The 2,902-nt window shown below is 73.7% G+C and carries 2 protein-coding genes; one reads left to right on the plus strand and one right to left on the minus strand.

What is annotated here, in order from left to right; genetic code table 11:
* On the minus strand, positions 1–1,789 hold a 1,789-nt coding region (locus AB0O00_RS34195; protein ID WP_363658499.1), incomplete at its 3' end, for a cytochrome P450.
* A 271-nt stretch (positions 1,790–2,060) separates the two neighbouring features.
* On the opposite strand from AB0O00_RS34195, the gene AB0O00_RS34200 reads away from it, so the two are divergent.
* Entirely contained in the window at positions 2,061–2,714 is a 654-nt protein-coding gene (locus tag AB0O00_RS34200) for a LuxR C-terminal-related transcriptional regulator (protein WP_363658497.1), read from the plus strand.
* Positions 2,715–2,902 lie beyond the last annotated feature (188 nt).

Consider the following 2,902-nt stretch of genomic DNA (forward strand, 5'->3'; position numbering starts at 1 on the left):
CGAGGTCGCCCGAGGCGTCGGCCTCGCCGGTGGCCAGCAGCCGGGTGCCGCCGAGGGCGGTGAGGCGCTCGTCGATGAGGGTGGGGATGCGCTGGTAGGTGGCGGCGTAGGTCCGGTCGCCGATGCCGAGCACCGCGTACTCGACGCCCTCGGCCGGCGCGCCCTCGGCCTCGTGCAGCCACCGGACGAAGCGGGCCGCGTCGTCCGTCGGCTGTCCGTTGTACGAGGCGGCGGTGATCACCACGGGACGGCCGGCGGGCAGCCCGTCCGCGTAGGCGTCCAGCGGGGCGATCTCGGTCTCGCAGCCCAGTTCCCCGGCGGCCTCGGCCAGTTGCCGGGTGAAGTCGCGCGAGGCACCGTAGTTGGAACCGTGCAGGAACAGCACCGCGGTGCCCTGGCGGACGCGGCCGGGCAGTTCGGCGGCGCGCGCCGGAGCCTCCGCCGTCACCGGCGGCTTGGGCGTGCGCGGGGCAAGCTTGAGCGTGAACCCGTCCGGCTTGATCGTGAGCATCTGCTTGATCGTCAGCCGGTGGTCGGCGTGGTCGATCAGCCGGTAGCGGTGCACCAGCATGCCGAGCAGCATCGTCGCCTCGTGCAGCGCGAACTGCCGTCCGATGCAGGCGCGTTCGCCGGTGCCGAAGGGCTTGAAGGCGTGCGGCGAGCGGGCCTCCTCCAGCTCCGGGTCGAAGCGGGACGGGTCGAACAGCTCGGGGTTGTCGCCCCAGGCCGGGTCGCGGTGCAGCATCGTCGTCGCGACCATGACCGTCTCCCCGGCGCGCAGCGGGATCCGGCCGCCGAGCAGGGTGTCCTCGCGGGCCTCGCGGCTGAACGCGGGCGCCGTCGGCCACAGCCGCAACGCCTCGTTGAGCACCTGGCGGGTGTAGCGCAGGCGCCCGACGTCCTCGTACGACGGCTCGGGGTCGGCCTGGTCCCCCCACAGCGCGTCCACCTCGCGCTGCACCTCGCGCAGCACCGCCGGGTGCTTGGCGAGGTAGTACAGCGCGAAGGACAGCGCGCCCGAGGTGGTCTCGTGTCCGGCTATCAGGAAGGTGATCACCTGGTTGCGGATGTTCTCGGCGTCCAGTCTGCTGCCGTCACCGGGGTGGACGGCGCCGAGCATCAGGCCGAGCAGGTCCTCGGCCTCCGCGTCCTGCCCGCCCGTTCCGGCGGCCGCGACGCGAGCGGCTATCACCTCGTCCACGACCCGGGCGAGGTACGCGGCGTCCTCCCGAAACGCCGCGTCGCGCTCGCTGTGGTCGAGCTCGGGGTCGCGCGACAGCTTGGCCATCGCCCACTCCAGGCACTGCACCATCGCCTCGACGAACGGGTGCGGCTCGTCGCGCCCGAAGGAGCCGAAGTCGAAGCCGAAGCCGGCCAGGCCGATGGTGTCCAGGGTCATCCTGGTCATGTCGCCCGGCACGTCCACCGGCTGCCCGGCGGCCGCCGCGGCGTCCCACGCGTCGATCAGGCGGCGCGCCACCCGGAGCATCACCGGATGGTAGGTGCGCATCGAGCCGAGCGCGAACGCGGGCATCAGGATGTCGTGCGCGCGGGCCCAGTTGGGCTCGTCGTTGTAGGCGGTGAACAGGCCGTCGCCGGTGAACTCGCGGACGTTCACCAGGCCCGGGCCGACGGACTTGGTGAAGCGCTCCTCGTCGGCCAGCTCCTCGACCAGGTCCAGGCCGCTGACCATCAGGAGGTCCAGCCCGTGCACGCGCTGGACGTACGCCGGGCCGTGCTCGCGCATCAGCTCCATCACGCGCACGACGGGCGCGGCGATCGGCGGCATCGCGGAGACGTCGACGAGCGGGACGGCCTCCGCGGCGGCCGAGGGGAGGCGCACGGCGGCGGCCTTCGGGGTCTGCGGGACATCGGCCCGGGTCTCGGGCAGGGTGTCGGTCATGCGTGATTCACCTTCCGTCAGAGGGGGGTGTGTCGACGTCTTCCACTGTGCGCCGGGCACCCGCCGTGCCCAGCCCCGTCGACTACATGATTGTGTAGTACCCGGTGGCACCCAACTCTTGCCCACGTGCCGTCAGATCTGCCGAAGGAGGCATCGCGTGTACCCCACCGACAGCGCGATCGTCTGGCGCAACCGCACGCTGCGCCTGCTGGACCACGTACCGATGCCGATGGCCGTGTGCGAGTACGCGGGCCGGATCCTCATCGTCAACCGTGCCATGGCCGCCGAGTTCGGCCTGCTCACCGGGCAGCTGCACCACCGCAAGATCCTGGAGTTCTTCACCCTCCGGGGCAGCGCCGCCGAAACCCTCCCCGCCCTCGCCGAGGCCGTCCGCAAGCACCGGCGCTCGCAGTACGCCGTCGGCGTCTCGTGGACGGCCGGCGACGGCACCGAGCGGCAGGGCGAGATGGACGTCGCCCTGGTCAGCGACACCCCCGAGCAGACGCCGAACCTGCTGCTCGCGCTGCGCGCCTTCGCCGACCCGCCCGCCGGGCCGCCGGCCGAGGAACCCGCGCCCGCCGAGCCGCGCACCGAGGTGAGCGCCACCGAGGCCCGGATCCTGGCCGCCGCCGCACGGGGTGCGACCACCGCGCAGATCGCCCGGGAAATCGGCCTCACGAGGGACGGCGTCAACTACCACCTCACCCGCCTCTCCCGCCGCTGGCACGTCCCCAACCGCACGGCCCTCGTCGCGCGCGCCTACACGTACGGCGTCCTCGCGCCGGACGCGTGGCCGCCGGAGCCGGCCTGAGCGGCCCTGAGCCGGCCTGAGCCGGCGGCTCCGGCGGCCGGTCAACGGCTCGAAGCGCCACACCCGAGCGCGCGCCGCGCAGCGCGCCGCGAGCGCCCACCGCGCCGGGCCGGTGCCCGCATCCTCAAGCCGCGAGCCCCCGGCCGGCGCGGCCTCAAGACCCGAGCCACCGCCCTGGCCGGCGCGGC

The sequence above is a fragment of the Kitasatospora sp. NPDC093558 genome (genome assembly GCF_040683475.1).
In the GTDB taxonomy this organism is placed as follows: domain Bacteria; phylum Actinomycetota; class Actinomycetes; order Streptomycetales; family Streptomycetaceae; genus Kitasatospora.